The 26038-nt window shown below is 69.3% G+C and carries 22 protein-coding genes; 8 read left to right on the forward strand and 14 right to left on the reverse strand.

Going from position 1 to position 26038, the window contains the following annotated elements; translation table 11 throughout:
• Positions 1-119: 119 nt before the first annotated feature.
• Positions 120-743, forward strand: coding sequence for a TetR/AcrR family transcriptional regulator (locus tag ABH923_RS04010; protein ID WP_370054084.1), 624 nt, complete (start codon positions 120-122; stop codon positions 741-743).
• A 101-nt stretch (positions 744-844) separates the two neighbouring features.
• On the forward strand, positions 845-3463 hold the full coding sequence (locus ABH923_RS04015) for a penicillin acylase family protein (RefSeq protein WP_370054085.1): 2619 nt from the start codon (positions 845-847) through the stop codon (positions 3461-3463).
• A gap of 82 nt (positions 3464-3545) precedes the next feature.
• Here ABH923_RS04015 and ABH923_RS04020 read toward each other — a convergent pair whose 3' ends face one another.
• The 4 genes from ABH923_RS04020 to ABH923_RS04035 form a co-directional block, all read right to left on the reverse strand.
• Entirely contained in the window at positions 3546-4808 is a 1263-nt protein-coding gene (locus ABH923_RS04020) for a citrate synthase (RefSeq protein ID WP_370057295.1), read from the reverse strand.
• A gap of 227 nt (positions 4809-5035) precedes the next feature.
• On the reverse strand, positions 5036-6169 hold the full coding sequence (gene dapC / locus ABH923_RS04025; protein ID WP_370054086.1) for a succinyldiaminopimelate transaminase: 1134 nt from the start codon (positions 6167-6169) through the stop codon (positions 5036-5038).
• 1 nt (position 6170) lies between these two features.
• A complete protein-coding gene (gene fdxA / locus ABH923_RS04030; RefSeq protein ID WP_345834588.1) occupies positions 6171-6491 on the reverse strand; it encodes a ferredoxin in 321 nt (106 codons plus the stop codon).
• Positions 6492-6536: 45 nt separating this feature from the next.
• A complete protein-coding gene (locus ABH923_RS04035; protein WP_370054087.1) occupies positions 6537-6917 on the reverse strand; it encodes a hypothetical protein in 381 nt (126 codons plus the stop codon).
• A 99-nt stretch (positions 6918-7016) separates the two neighbouring features.
• On the opposite strand from ABH923_RS04035, the gene efeU reads away from it, so the two are divergent.
• The 3 genes from efeU to efeB are packed head-to-tail and all read left to right on the forward strand — an operon-like array spanning position 7017 to position 10407.
• The gene (gene efeU / locus ABH923_RS04040) at positions 7017-7886 is read left to right on the forward strand and encodes an iron uptake transporter permease EfeU (protein ID WP_370054088.1); all 870 of its coding nucleotides are present in this window, start codon (positions 7017-7019) and stop codon (positions 7884-7886) included.
• 56 nt (positions 7887-7942) lie between these two features.
• Complete coding sequence (gene efeO / locus ABH923_RS04045; protein WP_370054089.1) at positions 7943-9124, forward strand: iron uptake system protein EfeO; 1182 nt, start codon at positions 7943-7945, stop codon at positions 9122-9124.
• The gene (efeB, locus tag ABH923_RS04050; protein ID WP_370054090.1) at positions 9121-10407 is read left to right on the forward strand and encodes an iron uptake transporter deferrochelatase/peroxidase subunit; all 1287 of its coding nucleotides are present in this window, start codon (positions 9121-9123) and stop codon (positions 10405-10407) included. The genes efeO and efeB overlap by 4 nt, the downstream gene beginning before the upstream one ends.
• Positions 10408-10414: 7 nt before the next feature.
• Here the strand turns inward: efeB and ABH923_RS04055 are convergent, their stop codons facing one another.
• The 6 genes from ABH923_RS04055 to ABH923_RS04080 all read right to left on the reverse strand — a co-directional run bounded on the left by ABH923_RS04055 (position 10415) and on the right by ABH923_RS04080 (position 18010).
• Positions 10415-10885, reverse strand: a complete 471-nt coding sequence (locus ABH923_RS04055; RefSeq protein ID WP_370054091.1) for a hypothetical protein — start codon at positions 10883-10885, stop codon at positions 10415-10417.
• A gap of 37 nt (positions 10886-10922) precedes the next feature.
• Positions 10923-12839, reverse strand: coding sequence for a translational GTPase TypA (typA, locus tag ABH923_RS04060; protein ID WP_370054092.1), 1917 nt, complete (start codon positions 12837-12839; stop codon positions 10923-10925).
• A 74-nt stretch (positions 12840-12913) separates the two neighbouring features.
• Positions 12914-14581 (reverse strand): dipeptide ABC transporter ATP-binding protein, encoded by a 1668-nt coding sequence (locus ABH923_RS04065; RefSeq protein ID WP_370054093.1) that lies wholly within the window; start codon positions 14579-14581, stop codon positions 12914-12916.
• Positions 14578-15471, reverse strand: coding sequence for an ABC transporter permease (locus ABH923_RS04070; RefSeq protein WP_370054094.1), 894 nt, complete (start codon positions 15469-15471; stop codon positions 14578-14580). Before ABH923_RS04070 ends, ABH923_RS04065 begins: the two co-directional genes overlap by 4 nt.
• The gene (locus ABH923_RS04075; RefSeq protein ID WP_370054095.1) at positions 15464-16390 is read right to left on the reverse strand and encodes an ABC transporter permease; all 927 of its coding nucleotides are present in this window, start codon (positions 16388-16390) and stop codon (positions 15464-15466) included. Before ABH923_RS04075 ends, ABH923_RS04070 begins: the two co-directional genes overlap by 8 nt.
• A 3-nt stretch (positions 16391-16393) precedes the next feature.
• Complete coding sequence (locus tag ABH923_RS04080) at positions 16394-18010, reverse strand: ABC transporter substrate-binding protein (protein ID WP_370054096.1); 1617 nt, start codon at positions 18008-18010, stop codon at positions 16394-16396.
• A 109-nt stretch (positions 18011-18119) separates the two neighbouring features.
• Between ABH923_RS04080 and ABH923_RS04085 the strand changes: the two genes are divergently transcribed.
• Together ABH923_RS04085 and ABH923_RS04090 are read left to right on the forward strand one after the other, a co-directional pair.
• Positions 18120-18491, forward strand: coding sequence for a hypothetical protein (locus ABH923_RS04085; protein ID WP_370054097.1), 372 nt, complete (start codon positions 18120-18122; stop codon positions 18489-18491).
• Positions 18492-18508: 17 nt separating this feature from the next.
• On the forward strand, positions 18509-18856 hold the full coding sequence (locus ABH923_RS04090) for a hypothetical protein (RefSeq protein WP_370054098.1): 348 nt from the start codon (positions 18509-18511) through the stop codon (positions 18854-18856).
• 50 nt (positions 18857-18906) lie between these two features.
• Here ABH923_RS04090 and ABH923_RS04095 read toward each other — a convergent pair whose 3' ends face one another.
• Positions 18907-20763 carry a dipeptide ABC transporter ATP-binding protein gene (locus ABH923_RS04095; protein ID WP_370054099.1) on the reverse strand — a complete coding sequence of 619 codons (1857 nt, stop codon included), beginning with the start codon at positions 20761-20763 and terminating at the stop codon, positions 18907-18909.
• A 68-nt stretch (positions 20764-20831) separates the two neighbouring features.
• Between ABH923_RS04095 and ABH923_RS04100 the strand changes: the two genes are divergently transcribed.
• On the forward strand, positions 20832-21458 hold the full coding sequence (locus ABH923_RS04100; RefSeq protein WP_370054100.1) for a PH domain-containing protein: 627 nt from the start codon (positions 20832-20834) through the stop codon (positions 21456-21458).
• A gap of 32 nt (positions 21459-21490) precedes the next feature.
• Here the strand turns inward: ABH923_RS04100 and ABH923_RS04105 are convergent, their stop codons facing one another.
• From ABH923_RS04105 to ABH923_RS04115, 3 genes are all read right to left on the reverse strand, one after another.
• Positions 21491-22504, reverse strand: coding sequence for an ABC transporter permease (locus tag ABH923_RS04105; protein ID WP_370054101.1), 1014 nt, complete (start codon positions 22502-22504; stop codon positions 21491-21493).
• The gene (locus tag ABH923_RS04110) at positions 22504-24036 is read right to left on the reverse strand and encodes an ABC transporter permease (RefSeq protein ID WP_370054102.1); all 1533 of its coding nucleotides are present in this window, start codon (positions 24034-24036) and stop codon (positions 22504-22506) included. Before ABH923_RS04110 ends, ABH923_RS04105 begins: the two co-directional genes overlap by 1 nt.
• 187 nt (positions 24037-24223) lie before the next feature.
• Positions 24224-26017, reverse strand: a complete 1794-nt coding sequence (locus ABH923_RS04115) for an ABC transporter family substrate-binding protein (RefSeq protein WP_370054103.1) — start codon at positions 26015-26017, stop codon at positions 24224-24226.
• Between the last annotated feature and the right edge of the window lie 21 nt (positions 26018-26038).

Consider the following 26038-nt stretch of genomic DNA (forward strand, 5'->3'; position numbering starts at 1 on the left):
TCAGGGCAGGCATCGTGCTCCCGTGTCCTCGTCGACATGAGTTAGTGGTCACTAACTCGAATTTAGGTTAGTGTTCATTAACCCGAATGTCCAGCCCGCACCTGGGAGTCCTAGAGAGAATGACCGAGACCGTACCGGCCGACCCGCTCGCGCGGCCGACCCAGCGCAGTCAGGCGAAAGCCGACCGGCGCGCCGCGCTCCTGGAGGCCGCGGCAGGCAAGTTCGCCGAGCGGGGCTTCAACGGCGTCTCGATCGAAGACCTGGGCGCCGCCGCCGGAGTCAGCGGCCCGGCCGTCTACCGGCACTTCGCGTCCAAGCAGGCCGTGCTCGCCGCCCTCCTGGTCGGCGTCAGCGAGACCCTCCTCGACGGCGGCGCCGCGGTCGAGCGGGAGGCCGCCGACCCCGCAGGCGCGCTGCGCGGGCTGATCGCATTCCACGTGCACTTCGCGCTGACCGAGGCCGACACCATCCGCGTGCAGGACCGCGACCTCGACGCCCTCGCCCCGGAGGACCGCCGAGCGGTCCGCACCCTGCAGCGCCGCTACATCGAGCTGTGGATGCGCGTGCTCGGCGAGCTGCACCCGTCGCTCGCCGCCGACGAGCTGCGCGTGCGCGTGCAGGCGACCTTCGGACTGATCAACTCCACACCGCACTCCGCACGCGCCGGAGCCGCGCACACGACCGACGCCTCGGTGCGCCCTGTGCTCGAACGGATGGCCTGGGCGGCGCTGACCTCGCGGTGACCTCCCGACCGCCCGAACCGCCTCTTCGGTACGACACCCGCGTGGGCTAGAGTCCGAACACGCGCCGGGCCACGCCCCCGGCGGATTCGACGGGAGGCGACGTGGGCGACGACACTCCCCGGCTGAGGCTGCACCATCGGGTGCTGCGGACGCTCGGAGTCACCCTCGCCGTACTGCTCGTCCTCGTCCTCCTCGCCGGCGGCCTCGCGGTGTGGACGGTCACCCTCTCGTTCCCGCAGACCTCCGGCTCGCTGCAGGTCCACGGCCTGAGCGCTCCGGTGACCGTGACGCGCGACTCCGCCGGCGTCCCGCAGATCACCGCGCGCACCGCCGACGACCTGTTCCGCGCGCAGGGCTACGTGCACGCGCAGGACCGGTTCTGGGAGATGGACTTCCGCCGCCACGTCACCGCCGGCCGGCTCTCCGAGCTGTTCGGAGCGAGCCAGATCCCCACGGACACCTTCATCCGAACGCTGGGCTGGCGGGACGTCGCCGAGCAGGAGGTGAAGCAGCTCGACAAGACGTCGCTGCGCTACTACCAGGACTACGCCGACGGCGTGAACGCCTACCTGAACACGCACTCCGGCCCGCAGCTGTCGCTGGAGTACGCCATCCTCGGCATCCAGAACCCGGACTACCACCCGGAGCAGTGGACGCCGGCCGACTCGATCGCCTGGCTCAAGGCGATGGCCTGGGATCTCCGCTCCAACCTGGAGGACGAGATCGACCGGGCGCTGCTGGCCACCAAGCTGACGCCCCAGCAGATCGCCGAGCTGCACCCCGCCTACGACTACAGCGCGCACCCGACGATCACGGCGCTCGGCGGCGGCACTCCCGCCACGATGACCCCGGACGCCGCCCCGGCCGGCTCGACGGCGTCGGCCTCCGCCGCGGCAGGCGACGCGGACGCGACGGCCGCGCTCGCCGGCGTGCCCACCGCCCAGTACCAGAACCGGCTGGAGCAGGCGGCCTCGAGCCTCGATTCCCTGCCGACCCTCATGGGGCCGGCCGGCGACGACATCGGCTCGAACTCGTGGGTCGTCTCCGGAGCACACACCGCGACCGGGAAGCCCTTGCTCGCCAACGACCCGCACCTCGGCGCGGTGATGCCCTCGGTCTGGTACCAGGTCGGCCTGCGCTGCGCGGTCGTCGACGCCCAGTGCCCGTTCGACGTCGCCGGGTTCAGCTTCTCCGGGCTCCCCGGCGTGATCATCGGCCACAACGACCGCATCGCGTGGGGGTTCACCAACCTCGGGCCGGACGTGGCCGACCTCTATGTCGAGAAGGTCACCGGGAACACCTACGAGTACGACGGCGCGCAGGTGCCGCTGACCATCCGGCACGAGACGATCGCCGTCGCGGGAGGCCCCGCCGTGCGGATCACCGTCCGCTCGACCAGGCACGGCCCGATCATCACCGACCTCAGCGACGGCTACGGCGTGATCGCGAAGGACCAGGCCGGGAAGCTCGGCGTCCCTGCGCAGGAGTTCCAGCTCTCCCTGGAGTGGACCGCGCTCACCCCCGGGCCGACCGCCGGGGCGATCTTCGCGTTCGACATCGCCCACGACTGGGCGAGCTTCCGGGCCGCCGCGGCGTCGTTCCAGGTGCCGTCGCAAAACCTCCTCTACGCCGACGTGGACGGCAACATCGGCTACCAGGCGCCCGGTCTCATCCCGGTGCGCGCGAAAGGCGACGGGACCGTCCCGGTTCCCGGCTGGACCAGCGCGTACGGCTGGGTCGGGACGATCCCCTACGACCAGCTCCCGAGCGTGCTGAACCCGCCGAGCGGGTACATCGTGACGGCCAACAACGCCGCCGTCGGCCCGCAGTTCCCCGCGATGATCACGCAGGACTGGGACGCCGGCTACCGCGCGAACCAGATCCAGCTCCGCCTCACGAAGCTGCTGAACGCGGGGCACAAGGTGACGTCGGAGGACATGTCCACCATCCAGGCCGACACTTACGACGCCAACGCGGCCACGCTCACTCCCCTGCTCATCGCGATCGGCGCTAAGGCCGACCCGACCTCCGGGGTCGCCAAGGGCGCTGCGCTGCTGCGCGGCTGGAACTACCACGACGACGGCGACAGCGCCGCCGCGGCCTACTTCGCGGTGTTCTGGAAGAACCTGCTGGCCGACGCGTTCGGCCGCAAGCTCCCGTCCGACGCGCCCCCGACCGGAGGCGACCGCTGGTTCCAGGTCGTCCAGGCGCTCGTGAAGCAGCCGGACTCGGCGTGGTGGGCGGACAGCCGGCTCGGCACGCTCGACCGGGACGACATGATCGAGTACGCGGCGAACCAGGCCTGGAAGGAGACCCAGAGCACCCTCGGCGGCGACCCGAAGAGCTGGCGGTGGGACCGCCTGCACACCCTGGAGCTCACCAACGCGTCGTTCGGGTCGTCCGGAGTCGCACCGATCGAGTGGCTGTTCAACCGCGGGCCGTACCCGGTGAGCGGCGGGTCGAGCGTCGTGGACGCGACCGGCTGGGACGCCTCCGACGGCTACCAGGTCGACCGGGCGCCGTCGATGCGGATGGTGGTCGACCTCGCCGACTTCGACCGCAGCACCTGGATCAACCTCACCGGCGCATCAGGGCACGCGTTCGACTCCCACTACGCCGACCAGGCGCGCCTCTGGGCGGTCGGCCAGACCCGCCCCTGGCCGTTCTCACCGAAGGCCACGCGCACCGCCGCGACCCAAACCCTCACCCTCACCCCCTGAAAAGCATCGAGGGGCACGTTGTTGTCGCTTTTCGGCGCGAAAAGTGACAACAACGTGCCCCTCGGTGGATGGGGGTGCGCGGTCAGCGGGCGGTGGGCCAGTTGCGCTCGGCGTCACCGACGTAGAGCTGCTGCGGGCGGCCGATCTTGGTGCTCGGGTCCTGCGTCATCTCGCGCCAGTGGGCGATCCAGCCCGGGAGGCGGCCGATCGCGAACAGGACGGTGAACATCCGGGTCGGGAAGCCCATCGCCTTGTAGATCACGCCGGTGTAGAAGTCCACGTTCGGGTAGAGGCGGCGGTCGACGAAGTACTGGTCGGCGAGCGCGACCTCCTCGAGCTCCTTCGCGATGTCGAGCAGCGGGTCGTGCACGCCGAGGGCGGCGAGCACCTCGTCGGCCGACTGCTTCACGAGCCGGGCGCGCGGGTCGAAGTTCTTGTAGACGCGGTGCCCGAAGCCCATCAGCTTGACGCCGGACTCCTTGTTCTTGACCCGCTCGACGAACTTCTGGACACTCTCGCCGGAGTCGCGGATGTCCGCGAGCATCTGCAGGACGGCCTCGTTCGCGCCGCCGTGCAGCGGACCGTAGAGTGCGTTGATGCCGGCCGAGACCGAGGCGAACAGGTTCGCTTGCGTGGAGCCGACCAGGCGGACGGTCGAGGTGGAGGCGTTCTGCTCGTGGTCCTCGTGCAGGATCAGCAGGCGCTCCAGCGCCCGCGAGAGAACCGGGTTCACCTCGTACGGCTCGGCCATGGTGCCGAAGTTGAGCCGCAGGAAGTTGTCCACGAAGCTCAGCGAGTTGTCCGGGTAGATGAACGCCTGGCCGATGCTCTTCTTGTGCGCGTACGCCGCGATCACGGGCAGCTTGGCGAGCAGGCGGATGGTCGAGAGCTCCACCTGCTCCGGGTCGCTGACGCTGAGCGAGTCCTGGTAGAAGGTCGACAGCGCCGAGACGGCGCTGGAGAGCACCGACATCGGGTGCGCGTCGTGCGGCAGCGCGCTGAAGAAGCGGCGGAGGTCCTCGTGCAGCAGGGTGTGGCGGCGGATGCGCTCGTCGAAGTCGGCGAGCTCGGCCGGCGTCGGCAGCTCGCCGTGGATGAGCAGCCAGGCGACCTCGAGGAACGTCGAGTTCTCGGCGACCTGCTCGATCGGGTAGCCGCGGTAGCGCAGGATTCCCGCATCGCCGTCGATGTAGGTGATCGCCGAGCGCGTGGCGGCGGTGTTGACGAAGCCGTAGTCCAGGCTGGTGAGCCCGGTCTGCTTGGTCAGGCTGGAGAGGTCGATGCTCGACGCGCCCTGCGTGCTCGGCAGGATCGGGAACTCCGCGACGCCGCCGGGGTAGCTCAGCCGGGCGGTGGCCGCGTCCTGGGCGGGTCCGCGCTGCTCCGCCTGCGGCTGCGCGGCAGTCCGATCGGTGCCGGCCTGCTCGGTGCCGAGTCCGCTCACAACGCCTCCTGAGTGGTTTGGGGATGCTTCGCGTGCCGATCGTGTCGACGACGCAGTGAAGCCGTGCTCGTACAGCCTAGCCAACCCACACGACAACTGTCGCATCGGGCAAAGGCTGCGGAGACCCTTTAGAGGGTGTCTCCAAAGGCGCGCAACCGGGAGGCCGCGGCGGCGATCCGCTCGTCCGTGGCTGTGAGCGACAGGCGCACATGCTCCGCATTGTGGTCGCCGTAGAATACGCCGGGACCGGCCAGGATGCCGAGGTCCGCGAGCCGGCCGATGCTCTCCCAGGCGTCGCGTCCCTCGGTCGCCCAGAGGTAGAGCCCGGCCTCGCTGCGGTCGATGCGGAAGCCCGCGGCCTCCAGCGCGGGCTTCAGCAGCGCGCGCCGCGCCCGGTAGCGCTCGCGCTGCTCCGCGACGTGCGCGTCGTCGCCGAGCGCGACGACCATCGCGGCCTGCAGCGGCGACGGCAGCATGAGCCCGGCGTGCTTGCGCACCGTGGTGAGGCGCGCGATCAGAGCGCGGTCGCCCGCGACGAACGCGGCCCGGTAGCCGGCGAGGTTGGACTGCTTGCTCAGCGAGTAGACGGCGAGCACGCCGCTGCGGTCGTCGCCGATCACGCGCGGGTCGAGCACGCTGGGGGTCGGTGCGACATCCCACGGCGCGTCCCAGCCGAGCTCGGCGTAGCACTCGTCACCCGCGACGACCGCGCCCAGCTCGCGGGCCCGAGTCACGGCCGCCCGCAGCTCCTCCACCGACAGCACGCGGCCGTCCGGGTTGCCCGGGCTGTTCAGCCAGACCAGCCGGGTGTTCTCCGGCCACTCGGCGGGATCGTCGCTCGCCACGGCCTCCGCGCCGGCGAACGCGGCGCCGATCGCGTACGTCGGGTACGCGGCGCGGGGGTGCACGACGGCATCCCCCTCACCGAGGCCGAGGAAGAAGGGCAGGAAGGCGACGAGCTCCTTGGAGCCGATGGTCGGGAGGACGTCCTCCGGCGCGAGGCCGGGCACGCCGCGGCGACGCTCGAACCACGCGGCGATCGCCTCGCGCAGCGCCGGCGTGCCGACGGTCTGCGGGTAGGCGTGCGCGTCCGTCGCGTGCGCGAGCGCGTCGCGGATCAGCGCGGGGGTCGGGTCGACCGGCGAGCCGATCGAGAGGTCCACTATCCCGGAGGCGTCGCCGAAGGGTTCGGCTGCTCGGGCGCGCGCCGCGTACGGCGCCATCAGATCCCAGGGGTATTCGGGCAGCTCCCCGAGCGCCACGTCAGTGCGCCTGCGGAGGCAGGGCGGCGATGAGGGCGTGGTCCTTGGCGATCACGCCGACCTTGGCGGCGCCGCCGGGCGAGCCGATGTCGTCGAAGAACTCCACGTTGGCCTTGTAGTAGTCGGCCCACTCCTCGGGGAGGTCGTCCTCGTAGTAGATAGCCTCGACAGGGCACACCGGCTCGCAGGCGCCGCAGTCGACGCACTCGTCGGGGTGGATGTACAGCGAGCGCTCGCCCTCGTAGATGCAGTCGACGGGGCACTCGTCGATGCAGGCGCGGTCTTTCACATCGACGCACGGGAGGGCGATGACGTAGGTCACTGTGGTTCAGGTTCCCTTCGGACGGCGGGTGGCTGTCCCTCTAGCTTAGGCCGTTCCGGCCCGGCCCGCGGCGCGCTTCACGTCCGGCCAGGACACGACGACGGCGGCGATGAGGATCGGCCCGACCAGCCAGATCTGCCCCCGCAGGTTGTTCGGGATGAACACGGAGCCGCCCGGGCTCTGCTGGGTGAAGACCAGGATGACGGCGATCGCCCCGAGCGCCGCGCACAGTGCGGGCCGGCGGGATCCGCCCAGCAACCGGAGACCGACCAGCAGCGCGGTGAAGCAGAGCAGCGAGCCGATCAGCCCGAGCGGGATCGTGACGCCCACCCAGGTGACCGTGAGCTGGTGCGCGACCGTGCCGATCCCGCCGATCACCGCTCCCGCGACGACCAGGAGGACGGCGTTGACGATCCGGCTCAGCATGCTCGAATCCTAGCTGGACACATCGGCCGGACGTGTTCTAGAGTCGAACAGGTAAGGTTAGCCTTACCAACATCCCCCACCTCCACTCGAAGGTCCTCTGTGCTCGCGAACTATCTGATCGGCCTCCGCGAAGGCCTCGAAATGGCGCTCATCGTCACCATCCTCGTCGCGTACGTGGTCAAGGTCGGACGGAAGGACGTGCTCTCGAAACTGTGGGTCGGCGTCGGCGTCGCGCTCGTCGTCCCGCTCGGGATCGGCGCGCTGCTGACCTGGGGTCCCTACGGGCTCAGCTTCGAGGCGCAGGAGATCGTCGGCGGCACGCTGTCCCTCATCGCTGTCGGCTTCGTCACCTGGATGATCTTCTGGATGGGCAAGACCGCCCGCAGCATGAAGTCCACCCTCCAGAACCGGCTCGACTCCGTGCTCGTGGGCACCGGCTGGGGCGTCGTGATCCTGGCCATGCTCAGCGTCGGCCGCGAGGGCATCGAGACGGCGCTCTTCGTCTGGGCGACGGTCGCCAGCATCGGCGGCGGCTGGGAGCCGGTGATCGGCGCGGTCCTCGGCCTCGTCACGGCCGCGGTGCTCGGCTTCCTCCTCTACCGCGGCATGGTCAAGATCAACCTCGGCTCGTTCTTCACCTGGACCGGAGCGTTCCTCATCCTCGTCGCGGGCGGCGTGCTCGCCTACGGCATCGGCGACCTGCAGGAGGCGGGCGTCATCCCCGGCGCCGGCATCCACGCCTACGACATCAGCGGCGTCATCCCGTCGTCGAGCTGGTACGGAACCGCGCTCGCCGGCATCCTCAACTTCAACCCCTCTCCGACCTGGCCGCAGGTCATCGCCTGGGCCGGCTACATCGTCGTCGTGACGTTCTTCTACGTGCGACAGCACCGGGCGTCGCACACGCGACCGGCCGCCACGCACGCGGCTCCGTCCGCCCCGGACACCCGGACGCCCGTCCACTCCTGATCCGCGGCCCCGTCGCCGCAGCACGCCTCAACCAGAGCAGAAAGCACAGCATCGCCATGCCCCGACACCGTCAGCTCGGCACGATCGCCGGCACCCTGGCCGCCGCCGCGGCCGTCGCGCTCGCCCTCACCGGCTGCGTCCCCAACAAGGCCGTCGCCGAGGCCGAGGCCATCCAGGTCACGCTCACCGACACCGCCTGCACCGTGTCGACCGCGACGGCTCCCGCCGGCCCCGTCACCTTCCAGATCACCAACACGGGCGCCGACGTGAACGAGTTCGAGATGCTCGCCCCGGACAAGCTGCGGATCGCCGCCGAGAAGGAGAACATCGGGCCGGGCACCACGGTCAACTACGTCGTCCAGCTCTCCGAGGGAAGCTACTTCACCGCGTGCCGCAAGGGGATGGTCGGCAAACCGACCTCTGTCGCGAAGTTCACGGTGGCAAAGGGCTCCGCCGACACGAAGACCGCGAGCGAGAGCAAGCAGGTCGCGCAGGCCGTGACCAACTACGTCTCCTACGTCAAAGACCAGGCCGGGGAGCTCCTCACCGCGACCACGACATTCGCGGCGGCCTACGAGGCCGGCGACAACGCGGCGGCCCGCGCCCAGTACCCCGTCGCGCGCTCCTACTACGAGCGGATCGAGCCGACCGCCGAGCAGTTCGGCGACATCGACCCGGCCCTCGACCTCCGCGAGGCCGACCTGGAGCAGGGCCAGGAGTGGACCGGCTGGCACCGCATCGAGAAGGACTTGTGGGCGCCCGCCGGGTTCACGGCCTCCGACGCCGCCGGCCGGAAGACGCTCGGCGACCGACTCGTCGCCGACACCCAGCGGCTCTACGACCTCGTGCACGCGAAGGACTTCAGCCTGACCCTCGACCAGATCTCCAACGGCGCCAGCGGTCTGATGGAGGAGGTCTCGCGCAGCAAGATCACCGGCGAGGAGGAGATCTTCTCGCACACGGACCTCTGGGACTTCCAGGCCAACGTGGAGGGCGCGGAGGTCGCCTACGGCAACGTCCGGGCGGTGCTGCTGGAGAAGGGCGCGACGGGAACGAGCACGGCGAAGAAGCTCGACGCCGAGTTCGCCACGATCGACACGCTCCTCGCCCAGTACAAGGAGGGCGACGGGTTCGTGAGCTACACGCAGCTCACGACCGCGCAGGTCAAGGAGCTCTCCGACTCGGTCAACGCCCTGAGCGAGCCGCTCAGCCGGCTCACCTCGATCCTGGTCAAGTGACGGTGGCCGACGACACAGGCGCCGGACGCTCCGGCCTCTCTCGGCGCGGGATGCTCGGCCTCGCCGGCGCGGCGGTCGGCGCCGGCGTCGTCGGGTTCGGCGCAGGTGCAGCCGTCGGCCACGCCGTCGCCTCCTCCCCCGACAGCGCGACGTACCCGTTCTACGGCGCGAATCAGTCCGGCATCGTCACGCCCACCCAAGACCGGCTGCACTTCGCCGCGTTCGACGTCGCGGCCGGGCTCGACCGTGACGGGCTGATCGAACTGCTGCAGGACTGGACCGTCGCGGCCGCGCGGATGACGCAGGGCAAGCCGGCCGGGAAGTACGGCCCGGCCTCGGGCCCGTCGGACGCTCCCCCGGACGACACCGGCGAGGCGCTCGACCTCCCGCCCGGCGGCCTCACGCTCACGTTCGGCTTCGGCCCGACGCTGTTCACGGCCGCCGACGGCACCGACCGGTTCGGGATCGCCGGCAAGCGCCCGGCCGCGCTGGTCGACCTCCCGCACTTCCCCGGCGACGCGCTGCTCGACAGCCTCACCGGCGGCGACCTGTGCGTGCAGGCGTGCAGCGAGGACCCGCAGGTGGCCGTGCACGCCATCCGTAACCTGTCCCGCATCGCGTTCGGCCGGGCGGCCATCCGCTGGTCGCAGCTCGGCTTCGGGCGCACCTCGTCCACCTCCCGCAGCCAGACCACGGCCCGCAACCTGTTCGGCTTCAAGGACGGCACCGCGAACATCAAGGCGGAGGACTCCTCGGTCGTGGCCGATCAGGTCTGGGCGGACCGCGGCGACGGCGCGGCGTGGATGCACGGCGGCTCGTACCTGGTGGCGCGGAAGATCCGCATGGTCATCGAGACCTGGGACCGACAGCAGCTCGGCGAGCAGGAGCGCATCGTCGGGCGGGACAAGGGCGAGGGCGCGCCGCTCTCGGGCGGCACCGAGTTCAGCGAGCCGAACTTCCTCGCGCTGTCGCCGGCCGGCGGCACCAAGATCGACCCGGACTCGCACGTCCGCCTGGCGCACCCGACGATGAACGACGGAGCGCAGCTCCTGCGCCGCGGCTACAACTTCGTGGACGGCAACGACGACCTGGGCCGGCTGAACGCCGGGCTGTTCTTCATCGCGTTCCAGCGCGACCCGCGCACGCAGTTCATCCCCATCCAGACCCGGCTCGCGAAGAACGACCTGATGAACGAGTACCTCAAGCACGTCGGCTCGGCGGTCTTCGCGGTCCCCCCGGGCGCGCGGGAGGGCTCCTACGTCGGCTCGGGGCTCTTCGTCTGACCTGCGGCTACGGCGTGGCCGTGGGCGTCGGGGTGTCGACGGCCGCGCGCGACACCGAGTAGTTCGCCACCCAGCCGTTGCTGCCGGCGTCGCTGACGACGACGAGGACGCCGAAGTCGCTGTTCGAGAACGTCCCGGTGCCGCCGCCGTCCGGGCCCTGGGCGCCGAAGCCGCCGTCGAAGCCGGCGTCCGCGAGCTGTTTCGCGATGTCCTGGTACGCCTTGGCGTCCGGCACCTTGATCGTCACGTTCCAGACCTTGCCGTGGCCGCTGCCGACGCTCGCGCCGAACACCACGGCGCCCTTCGCGAGCGGGACGGCCTTCGGGAAGTCGGCCGGGACCTTGTTCCCGCCCAGATCCACGTTGCCGCCGGTGACGTTCTTCACGACGGTCTGGAAGCTGCAGCCCGCGAGCGCCGGCGCGACCCCCACGAAGAGGAGGGCCGCGACCGGGAGCGCGAGCAGGCGGGAGCGTCTCATGAGTCGATTATGCGCGCCGCGGAGCCGACGGTGACGCTTACGCGTCCTGGCGCTTGAGGCGCGACGCGGCGCGGCCGCGGGCCGTCGCGTCGAGCTCCACCTTGCGGATGCGCACGGCCTCCGGGGTGACCTCCACGCACTCGTCCTCGCGGGCGAACTCCAGGCACTCCTCCAGCGTGAGCTGGCGGGACGGCGTCATCGACTCGAAGTTGTCGGCCGTCGACTGACGCATGTTGGTCAGCTTCTTCTCCTTGGTGATGTTCACGTCCATGTCGTCGGCGCGCGAGTTCTCGCCGATGACCATGCCCTCGTAGACCTCCTCGGTGGGGTTCACGAAGAACGTCATGCGCTCCTGGAGCGCGATGATCGCGAACGGGGTGACCACGCCGGAGCGGTCGGCCACGATCGAGCCGTTGCTGCGGGTGATGATCTGCCCGGCCCACTCGTCGTAGCCGTGCGAGATCGCGTTCGCGATGCCGGTGCCGCGGCTGATGGTGAGGAACTCGGTGCGGAAGCCGATCAGGCCGCGCGAGGGGACGATGAACTCCATGCGCACCCAGCCGGTGCCGTGGTTCGACATGTTCTCCATGCGGCCCTTGCGCGCCGCGAGAAGCTGGGTGATCGCGCCGAGGTACTCCTCCGGCACATCGATGGTCAGGTGCTCAAACGGCTCGTGAGTCTTGCCGTCCACCTTCTTGGTGACCACCTGCGGCTTGCCGACGGTGAGCTCGTAGCCTTCGCGGCGCATCTGCTCGACCAGGATGGCCAGCGCCAGCTCGCCGCGGCCCTGCACCTCCCATGCGTCGGGGCGGCCGATGTCGAGCACGCGCAGCGACACGTTACCGATCAGCTCGCGGTCGAGGCGGTCCTTGACCATGCGCGCGGTGAGCTTGTGCCCCTTCACCTTGCCGACCAGCGGGGAGGTGTTGGTGCCGATCGTCATCGAGATCGCAGGGTCGTCGACGTGGATGAGCGGCAGCGGCCGGATGTCGTCCGGGTCGGCCAACGTGTCGCCGATCATGATGTCGGCGAAGCCCGCGACGGCGACGATGTCGCCGGGGCCGGCGCTCTCGGCCGGGTAGCGGTCGAGGGCCTTGGTGATCATCAGCTCGGTCACGCGCACGTTGTGCACGTCGCCGTCGTGACGGACCCAGGCAACGGTCTGGCCCTTGCGCAGCGTGCCGTTGAAGATGCGCAGCAGCGCCAGGCGGCCGAGGAAGGGCGACGCGTCGAGGTTGGTGACGTGGGCCTGGAGCGGAGCCTCCGGGTCGTAGGTCGGCGCCGGGATGTGCTCGAGGATGGCCTCGAAGAGCGGCTCGAGGTCGCCGTTGTCGGGCAGCTCCCCGTTCTCGGGCTTGTTCAGGCTCGCCGCGCCGTTGCGCCCGGAAGCGTAGACGACAGGGACGTCGAGGATCGCGTCCAGGTCGAGGTCCGGCACATCGTCGGCGAGGTCGCTCGCGAGACCGAGCAGGAGGTCCTGGCTCTCGTGAACGACCTCGTCGATGCGCGCGTCCGGACGGTCGGTCTTGTTGACCAACAGGATGACCGGGAGCTTGGCCTCCAGCGCCTTGCGCAGCACGAAGCGGGTCTGCGGCAGCGGGCCCTCGGACGCGTCCACCAGCAGGACGACGCCGTCGACCATCGACAGGCCGCGCTCGACCTCGCCGCCGAAGTCGGCGTGACCCGGGGTGTCGATCACGTTGATGGTGATCGGGCCGTTCGCGGCGTGCTTGCCCTTGTAGGAGATCGCCGTGTTCTTGGCGAGGATCGTGATGCCCTTCTCACGCTCCAGCTCGTTGGAGTCCATCGCACGCTCTTCGACATGCTCGTGGTCGCCGAACGAGTTGGTCTGCCGCAGCATGGCGTCGACCAGCGTGGTCTTGCCGTGGTCGACGTGGGCGACGATCGCGACATTGCGCAGATCGTCGCGGTGGGCGACGGCGTTCTCGGACATGCGTGAGGGCTCGACTCTCGTCAGAAGGAAGAAGGGGAACGGTCTATTCTATCCCAGCGGCCGGGCGCCTTCGTTTACGGCCGATGACCGAGCGGGATGGCCGCTCCGGGAACGGCGTCGAGCAGGGCGCGCGTGTACTCCTCACGCGGCGTGGCGAGCACCTCCGCCGCCGTCCCGTGCTCCACCAGCCGGCCCCTCCGCATCACGCAGACGTCGTCCGCGATCCGGCGCACCACGCCGAGATCGTGCGTGATGAACAGGTAGGTCAGAGCCAGGTCGTCCTGGAGCTCGGCGAGGAGGTCGAGCACCTGCGCCTGGACGAGCACGTCGAGCGCCGACACCGCTTCGTCGAGCACCACGATGTCGGGGTTCAGCGCCAGGGCCCGGGCGATGGCGACGCGCTGGCGCTGGCCACCGGAGAGCTCGTTCGGGTAGCGCGCGGCGAAAGCCGCGGGCAGCGCCACGCGGTCCAGCAGCTCGACGACGCGCCGCCGCCGGGACGCCCGGTCGCCGACGCGGTGCACGGCGAGCGGTTCCGCGATGCTGGCGCCGACGCTGCGGAGGGGGTCGAGCGACCCGTACGGGTCCTGGAACACCGGCTGCATCCGGCGGCGGAGGGCGAAGACCTCCCGCGCGGTCAGGGCGCCGGTGTCCTGACCGTTGATCGCGACCCGGCCGCTGGTCGGCTCCTCCAGTCGCAGGATCAGCTTCGCGACCGTGGACTTGCCGGAGCCCGACTCGCCGACGAGTGCGGTGGTGGTGCCCCGCGGCACCGCGAAGCTCACGCCGTCCACGGCCGTGAGGCTCGAGGACCGGAGGCCGCCGCCGCGCACCCGGTAGACCTTCGTGAGCCCGCTGACCGCGATCGCCGGGGTCGGCTCAGCGGCTGCCGCCAGACGCCGGTCCCTGGAGCGCACTGGCCTCGCGGCGACGCTCGGGGCGGCCTCCACCAGGCTGCGCGTGTACGGGTGCGCAGGGCGCAGCAGCACCTCGCGGCTCGGCCCGGCCTCCACGACCCGGCCCTGGTGCATGACCACGACCCGGTCGGCGCGCTCGGCCGCGAGCCCGAGGTCGTGCGTGATCAGCAGCACCGTGGTGCCGAGCTCCCGCGTGAGCGTGCCGAGGTGGTCCAGGATGCCGCGCTGCACCGTCACGTCGAGGGCGGAGGTGGGCTCGTCGGCGATCAGGAGCTGCGGGTCGCCGGAGAGGCCGATCCCGATCAGCGCGCGCTGGCGCATCCCGCCGGAGAACTGGTGCGGGTACTGCCGGAGCCGGCTGCCCGCGTCGGCGAGCCCGGCCCGCTCGAGCACCTCGACCGCCTTCGCGCGCACCGCGCGGCGGCCGGTGGCGACGCCGTTCGCCCGGATGGCCTCCTGCACCTGGAAGCCCACGCTCCAGACCGGGTTCATGCTCGACATCGGGTCCTGCGGCACGAAGCCGATCTCCCGGCCGCGGAAGGCCTCCCACTCCCGGCGGCCGAGCGTCGTGAGCTCCACGCCGTCGAGTACGATCGATCCGCCGAGGATCCGGCCGGCGCCGGGCAGGAGCCCGATGATCGCCTGCGCGGTCGTGGACTTGCCCGAGCCGGACTCCCCCACGATCGCGACCGTCTCCCCGCGATGGACGGTGAGGTCGACGCCGTCGACCGCGGTGACGACGCCGCCGCGCGACGGGAACCCCACGCGGAGGCCCGACACGACCAGGAGCGGGCTCCCGTCGGCCTGCTTCGATGCTTCGCTCACCGGCGTGCCCTCGCCTTCGGGTCGAACGCGTCCCTGACCACCTCGCCGAGCATGACGAAGCTCAGGACGGTGACGGAGAGCGCCAGGGACGGATAGACGAGCGTCTGCGGCGCCGTCCGGAGGTCGTTCTGCGCCTGGCTGATGTCGTTGCCCCACGACATCACGTCGCTCGGCAACCCGACCCCGAGGAACGAGAGTGTCGCCTCCGCGACGATCGAGCCCGCGAGCGACAGCGTGGTCACGACGATGACCGGCGCGAGCGAGTTGGGCAGCACATGGCGCAGCAGGATGCGGAACCGCGAGAGCCCGATCGCCGTCGCGGCCAGCACGTGGTCGGCCGTCCTGACGCGCAGCACCTCCGCCCGGAGCACGCGCGCGGTCGCGGGCCACGCGAAGACCCCGATGGCGAGCGAGATGACCCAGACGTTCGCGAACTTCGCGAACACCGACATGATCAGGACGGCCGCCAGGATGTACGGGACCGAGAAGAAGATGTCGCCGACGCGCGACAGCACGGTGTCGATCCCGCCTCCGTAGAAGCCGGCCAGCGCACCGAACACGACGCCGAGGATCGCCATCAGCGCGGTCGAGAGCACACCCACCGAGAGCGACGTCCCCGTGCCGTGCACGATACGCGCATAGATGTCGCAACCCTGCTTGGTGAACCCGAGCGGGTGGCCGGGCGTCGGGCCGCCGTTGCTGTTGCCCAGCAGGCAGTCGTTGTTCGGCGCGGCCTGCGCGAAGAGGCCGGGGAACAGGGCCACGGCCGAGATCAGCGCGATGAGGACGACGGAGCACCAGAACATCGGGCGGCGGCGCAGGTCGTCCCAGGCGTCTGACCAGAGGGTTGCGGCCCGGGTGGCGGCCCGGGCCGACGGCGCGTCACGCATGGCGGATCCTCGGGTCGAGCACGGCGTAGAGGAGGTCGACGAGCAGGGTGACGACGAGGTAGAGCAGCACCATGACCGTGACGAAGGAGACCACCGTCGGCCCCTCGCCGCGGATGATCGCCTGGTAGAGCGTGCGCCCGACGCCGGGGACGTTGAAGATGCCCTCCGTCACCGTCGCCCCGACGAGCATCACGCCGAAGTCCGCCGCGAGGAACGTGACCACCGGGATGAGCGAATTGCGCAGCACGTGCGCCGGCACGATCCGGCGGCGTGGCAGCCCCTTGGCCGCCGCGACCCGGACGAAGTCCATCCCGTTCGTGTCGATGACGGACGAGCGGGTGAGCCGCACGATCTGCGCGAAGCTGATCGCCGCCAACGCCACCGCCGGGAGGACGAGGTCCTGGAGCGGCGCCCCCGGGCCGGCGGTCGGCCGCACCCAGCCGAGCCAGATCCCGAACACGTACTGGAGGACGAACGCGACAACGAAGATGGGAGCAGAGATGAGCAGCAGGCTCACGACGAGCGCGCCCGCGTCGAAGAGCCGGCCCTTCTGCAGCCCGCTCACGAGCCCGACCGCGATGCCGAGCACCATCTCGATCGCGAGCGCGAGCAGCGCGAGCCGCAGCGTGACCGGGAAGGTGCGCGCCAGGATCTCGCTCACGGGCTCGCCGGAGAACGACGTGCCGAAGTCCCCGCGCAGGATACCGCCGAGATAGTTGACGTACTGGACGAGGAAGGGCTGGTCGAGGAGGTAGCGGCTGCGCAGCTCCGCGAGCACCGCCGGGCTCGGCGTCCGGTCGCCGAACAGGGCGACGATGGGGTCCCCCGGCATGGCGAACACCATGAAGTAGATCAGCAGCGTCGTGCCCAGCAGGACGGGGACGGCCTGCAGGACCCGGAAGCCCAGGAAGCGGAGCATCGGCTAGGACGCGGAGCGCTTGGTGATCTGCTCGTAGAGCGGCACCGAGTTCCACCCGAACGTGACGTGATCGACCGCCGCGCTGTAGCCCCCTGTGACGTTCTGGTTCCAGAGCGGGATGGCCGGCAGGTCCCGCAGCAGGAGCTCCTGCGCGGCGCGGAAGTCCGCGTTCGCCGCCTCCACCTCCGGCTCGGCGAGCCCCTTCGCGAGGAGGGCGTCGAACTCCGGGTTCGCGTAACCGGAGTCGTTGGACAGCGCGCCCGTCCCGTACACCGGCCGGAGGAAGGTGAGCAGCCCCGGGTAGTCGCCCTGCCAGCCCGCGCGGAACGCGGACTCGATCGTGTGATCGGTGATCGCGGTGCGGAGCAGGGCGAACGTCGGCGAGGCCTCCCCCTTCGCGTCGATCCCGAGGGTGTTCTTGAGGTTGTTCGCGACCGCGTCGACCCAGCCCTGGTGGCCGCCGTCGGCGTTGTAGGCGATGGTGAACGTCCCCGTCCACGGCGAGAGCTTGTCCGCGTCGGCCCAGAGCTGCTTGGCCTTCTTCGCGTCGTGGTCGAGCACACCGGAGCCATCGAGGCGGCCGGACCAGCCCGGGATCACCGGCGACGTGAAGTCTTTGGCGGGGGTTCGCGTACCGTCGAAGATGACCGTGGTGATCTGCGGCCGGTCGATCGCCAGCGAGAGGGCCTTGCGGCGCAGTCTGCCCTCCTCGCCAGCGAAGTGCGCGATCCGCTCCGGGATCGCGATGTTCTGGAAGACGGCGGCGGGCTGATTGACCGCTCGGTCGCCGAGGTCCTTCTCGAAGGTGGACATCGCGGCGTCCGGGATCGCGTCGAGCACGTCGAGAGTCCCCGACCTCAGATCGGCGTACGCGGAGTCCAGCGAGGCGTAGAACACGAAGCGGAGTCCGCCGTTCTTCGCCTTCCGCGGCCCGGTGTAGCCAGGGTTCGGGACGAGGTCGATGCTCTCGTCATGCTTCCAGGCCTTCGCACTCGCGAGCGTGTAGGGACCGTTCCCGACCGGGTACGCGCCGAAGGCCGCCATGTCGTCGAAGGCGACGCTCGGCAGCGGGTAGAACGCGGAGAAGCCGAGCCGGAGCGGGAAGTCGGACACGGGGGTCTTCAGGTCGACCGTGAACTCCGTGTCGCTGACGACGGTGAGGCCGGTGAGCTCGCTGTCCGTCTCGGCGGAGAAGCCCTCGATGTCCTCGAAGAACGAGTTCAGGAGCTGCGCGTTGCTCTTCTTGGCGCCGAAGTTCCACGCGTCCACGAAGGAGCGGGAGGTGACCTTCTCGCCGTTGCTGAAGGCGCGGTCACCGTTGATCGTGATGGTGAAGTGCTGCGAGTCGCTCGTCTCGATCGACCGGGCGACGTCGTTGACCGGCTTGCCGTCGGCCTGGTAGGCCAGCAGCCCGGAGAACACGGCGTCGATGATCTTGCCACCGCCGGCCTCGTTCGTGTTGGTCGGGATGAGCGGATTCTGCGGCTCGCTGCCGTTCGCGGTGACGATGGCGGTCGAGTCCGCCGTGGATGCGGTGTCGGGGCTGGTGCACGCGGTGAGCACGAGCGCGCCGGCCGCAGCAAGGGCGGCCGCGGATCGGCCGAGAAGTCTGATGGACACGAATTCCTCCTGAGCGGGGTCGACTTCAGACCTTAGAGTTCCACGGCTGGTGTTGCAAGTGCTTCGGGTTAGATTGAAATTTCTGATTCAACCCGTTACGATCGTTGGCGTGCGAACCACACTTCCCTTCCTCAGATCCGCGACGTTCAGTGCAATGGCGCTCGCGGCCCTGTCGGTGGGGTTCCCAGGCGCCTCTGGCGTCGCATCCCCCGAACGGGCCGAACGGACCTCTGTCAGCGAGAGGCAGACCGTGGGATGCGGCGCCGGATTCGTCGAAGTGTCGTGGCAGAGTGACGCAGCCGTCCGCCTCACCGTGTACGAGAACAACACCGTGGGCGCGAGAGCCACGAGGGACGTTCCGGCATCTCCAGGCGAGCACTCGTACACCACCGTCCTCCACACGTTGACGTGGGCGTTCGCGGACGATGACGGGAATCCGGTTCCGGTCGTCAGTCACGCCCGCTGTGCGATGTATCACTAACGATTGGAAACAGACTGATGAAGACTTTCCAGCGCGTTGTTGCGGTCGTAGCTGTCTCAGCCGGCGTCCTGGCCGGCGGTGTTCTGACCGTCGCTCCGGCGACCGCCATGTCCGGCTTCGGGATCCGAACTCTCGGTTGCGGAGGCGGGAAGACCGCTCAGATCGATTGGAAGAGCACCGGCACGGTGAATCTCTTCACATTCACCTCCAACATGGCGTGGGCGCAGGACACCCTCGTACGCCAGGTCACGGCGAACGGTTCGTACTCGTACAACAGCGGGAAGAGCACACTGAACTGGGGCTTCGGAGTCTCGTCGGGCAACGTGACCAGCTACACGGAGAAGTGCGTCGCCTTCAACCGCTAGCAAACGAAAGTGGGCCGCGTCGAACGATGCGGCCCACTTCTCGTACAGGCTTACAGCCCCTGCGCCACCGGCGGCTCCGGCTGCTGCGGCAGACCCTCGTTGACCGGCACGACCTCGTCCGAGCCCGCGGCCAGCAGTTCCAGGCGCAGGGCGCGGCGGGCGCGCTGCTGCTCCGGGTCGGGCAGCGGGACCGCGGCGAGGAGGCGCTGCGTGTAGGCCTCCTTCGGGTAGCGGAGGATCTCGTCGCGCGTTCCGACCTCGACCAGGGCGCCGTGGTGCATCACCGCGATGCGGTCGGCCAGGACGTCGATGACGGCCAGGTCGTGGGTGATGAACAGGCACGCGAAGTTCATCTCGCGCTGGAGCTGCTGCATCAGCTCGAGCACGCGGGCCTGCACCGACACGTCGAGTGCGGAGGTCGGCTCGTCGGCGATCAGGACCGTCGGCTTCAGCGATAGCGCGCGGGCGATGCCGACACGCTGCTTCTGGCCGCCCGAGAGCTCGTGCGGGAAGCGGCTGCGGTAGGCGCGCGGCAGTTCGACGCTGTCGAGGAGGCGGTCGACCTCCTTCGCCAGGCCGGCGCCCTTCAGGCCCTTCGCCAGGCGCAGCGGCTCACCGATCGAGTCGGCGATCTGGAGGCGCGGGTTCAGCGACGACGACGGGTCCTGGAACACGATGCCGACGTTGCGGTGCAGCTTGCGGATCTCGTCGCGGCCCGCGTTGCTGATGTCCTGGTCCGCCACCACGAGCTTGCCGGAGTGGATCGGCAGCAGGCCGATCGCGGCGCGGCCGAGCGTGGTCTTGCCGGAGCCCGACTCGCCCACCAGGCCGACGACCTCGCCCTCGTGGATCTTGAGGTCGATGTCGGTCGCCGCGCGGAACGCGGGGACGCGGCCGTGCTTCGGGTACTCGATCGCGACCTTCTGGAAGTCGACGACGACCTTCCGCTTGTCCATCTCCGCCTCTTCGGCGGCGGCTGCGGCGATGCGCTCGTTCACGCGGATGCGCTCGGCGTACTCCGCGTCGGGGTTCTCCGTGCTGGCGGCGAGGGCGGCGGTCGTGTCGATCTCCTCGTCCTCGCGCTGGCCGAGGTGCGGCACGGCCTCGAGCAGGGCGATCGTGTACGGGTGCTGCGGCGCGTCGAAGACCTCCTTGACCGTGCCGGACTCGACGATGTCGCCCTTGCGCATCACGACGATGTTGTCGGCCAGGTCGGCGACGACGCCCATGTCGTGCGTGATCAGCAGGATCGCGCTGTCCAGGCGGTCGCGGAGGCTGCGGATCAGCTCCAGGATCTCGGCCTGCACGGTCACGTCGAGCGCGGTGGTCGGCTCGTCGGCGATGAGGAGCTTCGGGTCGCACGAGATCGACTGGGCGATCATGGCGCGCTGGCGCTGGCCGCCCGAGAGCTGGTGCGGGTAGGAGTTGAACGCCTTCACGGGGTCGGGCAGCTCGACCATGGCGAGCAGCTCCAGGGCGCGCTCCTTGGCCTCGTGCGGCGACATCCCGAAGTGGATGCGCAGCGTCTCGATGATCTGGGAGCCGACCGTGTAGACCGGGTTCAGCGCCGTCATCGGCTCCTGGAAGATCACCGCGACCTGACGTCCGCGCACGCGGCGCATCTGCGGCGGGGTCAGGCCGGTGAGCTCGCGCCCCTCCAGCTTGATCGAGCCCTGGACGCGGGCGTTCTCCGGCAGGAGGTCGAGGATCGCCATCGAGCTCGCACTCTTGCCGGAGCCGGACTCGCCGACGATGGCGAGCACCTCGCCCGCCTTGATCTGGTAGTTCAGCTTCTTGGCCGCGGGCACCCAGACGTTGTCGACGCCGAAGTCGACGGACAGGTCGGTGACCTCGAGCACGGGGGCGCCGACGACGACCCCGGCTTTGCCGGTGGTGTTCTCGGTCATGATTCGTGGTTCCTTTCGGGGGCGCGCTCGGGCGAGGCGGGGACGGTGCGGGATGAGAGCATGGACCCATGCCCTACGTCTCCCCCACCGAGCGCGAGGTTTTCGTGTCCCGGTTCAACCGGGTCCTTGCCGTTCTGATCTGGGCGGCCGCTGCCGCCCTCATCGTCGGCCTTCTGGTGAGCGTGCACGATGTGCGCCTGCTCTACGTCGTGCCGTGCGCGCTGTTCGCGTTCATCGGCTGGGCGCTGCTCTGGCGTCCGCGCCTGACGGTCTCCGACGACGGCATCGAGGTGATCAACGTCACGCGCACCATCGACATCCCGTGGCAGGCGCTCATCCACGTCGACACCAAGTACGCGCTCACCCTCTACACGCCTGGGCACAAGTACCCGGTGTGGTCCGCGCCCGCTCCCGGCACGGCGCGCACGCTGCGCGCCACCCGCCGGGAGACCACCGGTCGCGTCGGCAAGCCGAACGTCGCGGACAGCGTGCGCCGTCCGGGCGATCTGCTGTCGACCGAGTCCGGCGCTGCGGCAGAGGTCGTGCGCCGCCGCTGGGTCGAGCTTCAGCAGAGCGGCGCGGTCGACAGCGGCCTTGCGGACCAGACGCCCGTGACGGTCCGCTGGCACATCGTGTCGCTGGCCGTGCTGGCCGCGCTGGCGGTCGGCACGCTCGCCGCCCTGCTGGTGGCCTGAGGAGGCCACCAGCAGCGCAGCGCGCGCGGATGTCACAGCACGTCCTCCGCGAGGGCCGCGCCCGTGCGGGGTCCGGACTGGTCGTCCTCGCCGGGCTCAGGCTCCTGCTCGCGCATCTTGCGGAGGTTGAACCGGCGGTGGCGCGGGTCGAACGCGTCGCGCAGGCCGTCGCCGACGAAGTTGACCAGCAGGGCGAGGATCACGATGAACGAGCCGGGCCACCAGAACAGCCACGGACGGGTCTGGAACGCCGACTCGTTCGAGCTGATCAGGAGGCCGAGCGAGACGTCCGGCGGCCGGATCCCGTAGCCGAGGAACGACAGCGCCGTCTCCAGCAGGATGGCCGAGGCCATGATCAGCGTCGAGGCGACGATGACCACGCCGATGGCGTTCGGCAGGACATGCTTGAAGATGATCCGGGTGTCGGACGCGCCGGCGACGCGGGCCGCTTCCACGAACTCCCGCTCGCGGAGCGACAGGAACTCGCCGCGCACCAGACGCGCGATGCCCATCCACGAGAAGAAGCCCAGCATCAGCGCGAGGAAGAACGCGCCGAGACCGCCGAACATGTGACCGACGACCGAGCCGATGACCAGCGCCGGGATCACGATGAAGACGTCGGTGATGCGCATCAGGATCGCGTCGACGACACCACGGAAGTAGCCCGCAATGGCTCCGACGACGACACCGACGACGCTCGCGATGAGGCCGAGCACGACCATCACCAGCACCGAGTTCTGGATGCCGCGCATCGTCAGGGCGAAGTAGTCCTTGCCGATGCGGTCCTGGCCGAACGGGTGCTCCCAGGTCGGGGAGCCCTGCTGGACCTGGTCGTTCAGCTCGATGTAGTTGTACTTCCACCAGCCGGGGATCGGCCCGATGCCGATCGCGGAGATGGAGAACAGCACGATCAGGATGAACAGGATCGCACTGGCGACGGCGACCTTGTTGGACAGGAAGCGCTTCCAGATCAGCTTCCCCTGGCTGACGGGCGGGGAGCTCGGCTCCTGCAGCTCGTCGGCGATGACGGTTTCAGTGGTGGACATCAGCGGACCCTCACTCTCGGGTCGAGTGCGGCGTAGGACAGATCGGCGAGGAAGTTGAACAGGATCGCCATGATCGCGATGACGAGGAAGTACGCCATCACCGGGTTCAGGTCGCCGCGCGACAGTCCCGCGTTGAACAGGGAGCCCATGCCCGGGATCGCGAACACCTTCTCGGTGATGATCGCACCACCGAGCAGCGCGCCGACGTCGAAGGCCACGAGGGTCGTGATCGGGATGAGCATGTTGCGGAACGCGTGGCGGACCACGACCGTGCGCTCCGGCAGGCCCTTGGCGCGCGCGGTTCGGATGAAGTCCTGACCGAGCACCTCCAGCATTCCGGCACGCGAGTAGCGGGTGTACGACGCGAACGAGATCAGCAGCAGCGCGATCGTCGGGAGGGCCAGGTGCGTGAACGTGTCGAGACCCGTCACCCACATGTCGCCGGTCAGACCGGGCGTGGAGGAGCCGACGGTCGCGATCGGGCGGCCGTTGGTGTCCTGGAAGTACGCCGGCCAGGCCTGCATGAAGCGGTCGACGACGATCAGGAACCCGGACACGATGGTCACGATGACCGAGACCCGCATGTTCTGGCCGCGGTCGTAGCCGCCGACGAGCCAGCCGATGCCCAGGCTCACCAGGATCGCGACGATCGCCAGGATCGCGATCGTGGAGGGGGTCGAGATGTTGAACAGCCACTGCAGCCCGAAGTAGCAGACCAGCGCGACGGCGCCGGCGATGCTCGCGGAGATCAGCGCACGGCGGTTCTGAAGGCCGGCGGTCAGCGCGGTCGCGCCGATGACCGTCCCGGCGATCAGGAGGATCATCACGACCGGGCCGAGACCCGGGTGCAGGAACCAGTTGGAGACGCTCATCAGCAGCAGCACGCCCGCGGTCGCGACACCGGAGACGCCGAACGTCACCGCGCGCCTGCGCAGGTCGCCGCCTATCAGCGACTGCCAGATGAGTCCGGCCACCACCCCGATCAGCACCGCGACCCACCAGGGGATCGTCGGATTCGCCAGGAAGTTGTTGAACCCGATGGCCACGAACTCCTTGAGGAGCACGGCCACGAGGAACGCCGGCAGCGAGTACAGGAAGAAGCTGAGGAACGTGACGACGTTGTCGAGTCCGCTGTACTGCCGCAGGGCGGTCACGATGCCGATGGTGACACCGAGGAGGATCGCGAGGATGAGCGCGACGGTGACCAGCTGAACGGTCGAGGTGAGCGCCTGCGGGAGGATGTCCACCACCTTCGCGTTCGAGATGGTCGAGCCCAGGTCGCACGAGTTCGCGAACGGGATCAGGCACTTGGCCGCGCCTCCCAGCCAGAGCAGCCACCGCAGGGGCGGGACCACGTCGAGCTGGAGGAGCTGGATGCGCGCGTTGATGAGCGCGACCTTGTTGGGGGAATTGCTGCTTCGCAGATCCTGGAGCGGGTCGGCGCTGTAGGCCACCAGCATGTACATCAGGAACGAAGCGGCGATGATGATGAGCACTGAGACAAGGAGACGTCTCAGGATGAAACTCGCCATAGGTTCAAAACCTTCACTGACAGGGCGCGCCATTGCGGGTTGGCGGCGAGGTGCTCGCCTGGCGCGATTCGGGGGGACGACCGGATCACGGCCGTCGACTTACATGATAACGGGGCGTCGACTCGAAGCCGACGCCCCGTCGCAGCGGAGTGCCCGGGGGTCACCCGGGCACTCTCACTGTCGAGCGTTACTTCGCGGTCGAGGACTTGACGGTCCACTCCCAGAAGTTCCAGAACGGGCCGTTCTGGTTGCCCATGTACTTCACGCCGTCCACGCGAGCGTTGGCGCCGAAGACACCCGGGAGCTGGAACAGCGGCAGACCGTAGCCCTGCGCGAAGGCGGTCTTGTCGATGTTCATCTCGAGGGAGGTCAGCTTGCTGGTGTCCAGAGTGGTCTGGGTCGCCAGGGCGTCGGAGTTCGCAGCGGAGAAGCGGTTGTAGTTGCCGCCACCGTTGGTGGTGAACAGCTGCGGGATCTGCGAGGTGCCGGCACCGGGGCTGATCCAGCCGAAGAGCGACGCGTCGTAGTTACCGCCCGGGAGGAGCTTGCTCCAGTCCGGCGAGCCGGCGTCGACGACCTTGAAGCCGGCCTTGGCGGCGGACGCCGAGATGGCCTGGAACTCGTCGACACGGTTCGGGTTGTTCGTGTTGTACAGGATGCGGACGGTCGGGGTCGCACCGGCGAGCAGCGCCTTGGCGCCCGCGATGTCCACCTTGTCGTACGCGGAGGACCCGTTGTTCTTGATCGAGTCACCGTACATCGGCTGCTGGTTCGGCAGCCAGATCTGCGAGTTCAGGACCTTGGCCTTCGGGTTCACCGGGGTGACGATCGAGTCGAGGATCTGCTGACGCGGGATCGTCTTCAGGAACGCCTCGCGCACCTTCGGGTCGGCGAAGACCTGCGAACCGAAGTTCAGGTCGAGGTGGTCGTACGACGCCTGGTCGCCGGTCAGGACCTTCGCGCTGGTCTGCTTGAGGGCAGTCAGCGTGTCGGCCGAGGCCTGCGGGTTGATGATGTCGACCTCACCGTTCTGGAGAGCGGTGACCTGAGCGTTCGCGTCCGGGATGATGCGGAACACGATCTTGTCCACGGACGGCTTGAGGCCGCCGTCGTAGTACTTGTTCTGCGCCATGGTGAGCGACTGGCCCGGGGTCCACGACGACACGACGAACGGGCCGGAGGAGACCAGCAGGTCGGGGTCGGTCGGGAACGCGGTCACGTCGTAGCCGGTGTTGACGAACTTGGCCGCCTTCTCCAGCGTCGCGTTCGCGGCGACCGGGGCGTCCGGGTTGCCCGCGGGCAGCGTCTTCAGCAGCTTGGTCAGGTCGGCGGCCGAGGACAGGCCCGCCTTCTTGGCCACGATGTGCGCCGGCTGTGCGATCGGGTTGACGAGCTCCCAGTCCACGTACGGGGTGGAGTACTTCAGGGTGATCGACGTGTTGTTGTCGCCAACGGTCGGGAAGGCGGTCGAGTCGATGCCCGCCGTCGAACCCGCGATCGAGAAGTACTGGGTGCCGCTGGTCACGTTGCCCTGGTTGTCGAACTTCGCGGAGTCGTAGTGACCGGAGGCGATGGCCCAGGCGAGGATCATGTCGTCAGCGGTGACGGGCTGTCCGTCGGACCACTTGTCGTTCTTGTTCAGGGTGTACTTGACCGTCAGCGGGTTGTCCGAGAGCTTCTCGAACTTTCCGAACTTGTTGTCGTGGACGATCTTGTAGTTGTTGTCGATGTACTGGAAGCCAGTACCGTACGACCCGTCCAGGTAACCGACCTGGCCGTTGGTGTCCAGGTTGCCCTGCGGGGTCTGCGAGTTGAACGAGGTGAAGTCGTTCACGACAGCGACCGTCACGGTGCCGCCCTTGGCTGCGGACGAGGTCCCCGTGCTGCCGGTCGTGGTGCAGGCAGACAGAGCGAGCGCTGCAACGCCGGCGACGGCGACGGCGCTGACCGCGTACCTGACCTTTCTTCCCTTGATGTGCAATGTTCCTCCTGTGCGAAGTGT

It is taken from the genome of Leifsonia sp. EB41 (assembly GCF_041262565.1).
In the GTDB taxonomy this organism is placed as follows: domain Bacteria; phylum Actinomycetota; class Actinomycetes; order Actinomycetales; family Microbacteriaceae; genus Leifsonia.